At 32.7% G+C, this 2,404-nt stretch carries 3 protein-coding genes and 1 pseudogene; all 4 read left to right on the top strand.

From position 1 onward, the window contains the following. A pseudogene (locus QX565_RS00155) lies at nucleotides 1-217 on the top strand (hypothetical protein); the annotation flags it as partial. Between the two features lie 222 nt (nucleotides 218-439). Next, nucleotides 440-868 carry a hypothetical protein gene (locus QX565_RS00160; protein WP_289290513.1) on the top strand — a complete coding sequence of 143 codons (429 nt, stop codon included), beginning with the start codon at nucleotides 440-442 and terminating at the stop codon, nucleotides 866-868. A 142-nt stretch (nucleotides 869-1,010) separates the two neighbouring features. Continuing rightward, nucleotides 1,011-1,712 carry a hypothetical protein gene (locus QX565_RS00165; protein ID WP_289290515.1) on the top strand — a complete coding sequence of 234 codons (702 nt, stop codon included), beginning with the start codon at nucleotides 1,011-1,013 and terminating at the stop codon, nucleotides 1,710-1,712. 143 nt (nucleotides 1,713-1,855) lie between these two features. Then, nucleotides 1,856-2,404 (top strand): hypothetical protein (locus tag QX565_RS00170; protein ID WP_289290517.1); only part of this gene is annotated, 549 nt, incomplete at its 3' end.

Raw genomic sequence — 2,404 nt, forward strand, 5'->3', positions numbered from 1 at the left:
ATATTATATACATAACGAAAAGGCGAAAGCATTAGAACATATAGAAAAGCATATTAAGAAAAAGTCCGAATGGCCTACTAAAGAAGATTATGAAAGTGCTAAAAGGTTAGCAGGAGAAGAGGGACACTTTGTTATGGTTGAAAACAACGCTTTAAAATATTACATGGAGTTTGTGGAGAACTTCAAAAGAATATTGAATGAGGAGAATAGGGATTAAAACTGAAAGAGGAGCAATGGGAATATCTATCGACCTTAATTTCCCATTGTTTCTTTCAATATTCTATAGAATCTATTTTAATGGGCATTTATTATGACAAAGTCTTTTTATAGCATAAGAAACAAACAAATGTAAAATATTACCCCTACCCCTGTAAAATATAGGAGAAAAAATATGTTTTTAAGTAATTTCTTTTCGAAGCTATTCCAACATGAAGAAAAGATGGAATACATAACAGGAAAGGCTGCACCTTTTGAAGATGTTTACCTATCCGATTTAGAGAAGTATCCAATATGGGTATTTGCAATAGGCCATGAAGAAGATTATGAAGAAGGTCAGGATGAGTCTTGGATAGCACCAATCACGAACTCAACGGATGTCGGCGAAGAGTTTTGCGAGGCTTATATTCTCCTCAAAGTGAAAGAGAGTAGTTGTCCGGTCCTCGCTCATTTTGACATGGGATATATGTTGCTTGATGATCTTTCGTACTGTGATTTTGTAAATGAAGATTGGAAAGAATTTCAATCACTTGACATTCCATCACCCGTTTATCTTATTTCAGTTCCTTCTATTCTGGAGCAGGCAGCAGTTGAGTTTGTAGTCAATGAAGATAAGAAAAGCGCCAGAATATATAAACATACTATTCCTTAATTTCGGAATAATTAGCGACGTGATCAATTGCATTCGATTACTCTTGAGTTGCTAATTATAAAGTTAGATTATATTCACAGTGGAATACAGTTTATAGATAAAAGAGATTGCTGTGGTAACTATAATGAAACAATTGGAAGATATGAAAGAATTAAAAAAACAAATCATGGAACTTTTGCAGCAGAAGTTATCTGTATACGGATTTAAAAAAAAGCAGCAACGGCTTCTCATCCGTACCGTAAAAGAAAACAATGTCGTCCAAATAATAGCGCTTGGATTTGCACATCGAGAAAGGCACAGAATATTTATTTCAATTTCAGTTGGTGTCATTTATAAGAATATAAACAATGAAGCTATAAAATTTGGCGAAGCGAATCGTTTGAAATATTACAATCCAATGGAGTGTATACACATTGGTTATTTAATGCCCCAAAAAGATTACCATGCTTGGTATTTCGAGTTAAATGGTGATCCACAAGCCATGGAAGATAATATTAGAGATGTGGCATCTACTATCATCCAGTATGGTTTTCCATATCTTGAAATGTTATCAAATGAAGATAATCTTATCAATGAGATTGATAGAACTTCAACCACCAACTACAAAGGTCGTATTATCCCAATAATATATCATATGCGTAATGAAAAAGAGCGTGCATTGCAATACATTGAAAAATCAATCAAAAAGATATCTAAAGGATTCACTAAAGAAGATTATGAAAGTGCTAAAAGATTAGCTGGAGAAGATGGGTACTTTATAATGGTTGAAAATAATGCTTTAAAATATTACATGGAGTTTGTGGAAAACTTCAAAAGAATATTGAATGAAGAAAATACGGATTAAAACCGAAGGAGGAACAATGGGAATATCCTCGATCTTAAATTCTCATTGTTCCTTTCAATATTCAATAGAATCTATCTTGATGTTTTATAACTAACATTATTACAAGCAGATTACAGATTGGAAATAAAGTAAATAAATAACATATGAAAGAATTAAAAAAACAAATCGCAGAACTTCTACATCAGAAATTATCTATATATGGATTCAAGAAAAAAGGGCAATGGGAATATGTCCGTACAGTAGAGAATAATAATGTAATTCAGATAATTGGGCTCACTTTTTCTCATCCAGAGAGAGATGTAATAGCAGTCAGTTTGACATTCTGGATCATTTATAAAAACATAAATGAAGTAGCAATGAAATTTGGTGAACCAGACTGTTGTACGAAGTATTATCGCCCAATGGTAGCTACAACGATTAGCGATCTTATACCAGGAACTTGTTATCGTGAATGGTGTTTCACATTGAAAGATGATTACTCAACAATAGCAGACAACACCAAAGAGATAGTAGATGTTATCATCCAATATGGCTTTCCATATTTTGAAACGAGTTCTAAAGAAAGCAATCTTATCGATATGATAAAACGATACGGTGACGATGGCCGCCTTATTCCAATAATATATTATATACATAACGAAAAGGCGAAAGCATTAGAACATATAGAAAAGCATATTAAGAAAAAGTCCGAA

Source organism: Bacteroides sp. 41_26 (assembly GCF_949740115.1).
GTDB lineage: Bacteria > Bacteroidota > Bacteroidia > Bacteroidales > Bacteroidaceae > Bacteroides > Bacteroides nordii.

Excerpts from the sequence above, each read along its gene's own strand:
- QX565_RS00160 (WP_289290513.1), top strand. The coding sequence starts at position 440 with ATGGAATACATAACAGGAAAGGCTGCACCTTTTGAAGATGTTTACCTA.
- QX565_RS00165 (WP_289290515.1), top strand. The coding sequence starts at position 1,011 with ATGAAAGAATTAAAAAAACAAATCATGGAACTTTTGCAGCAGAAGTTA.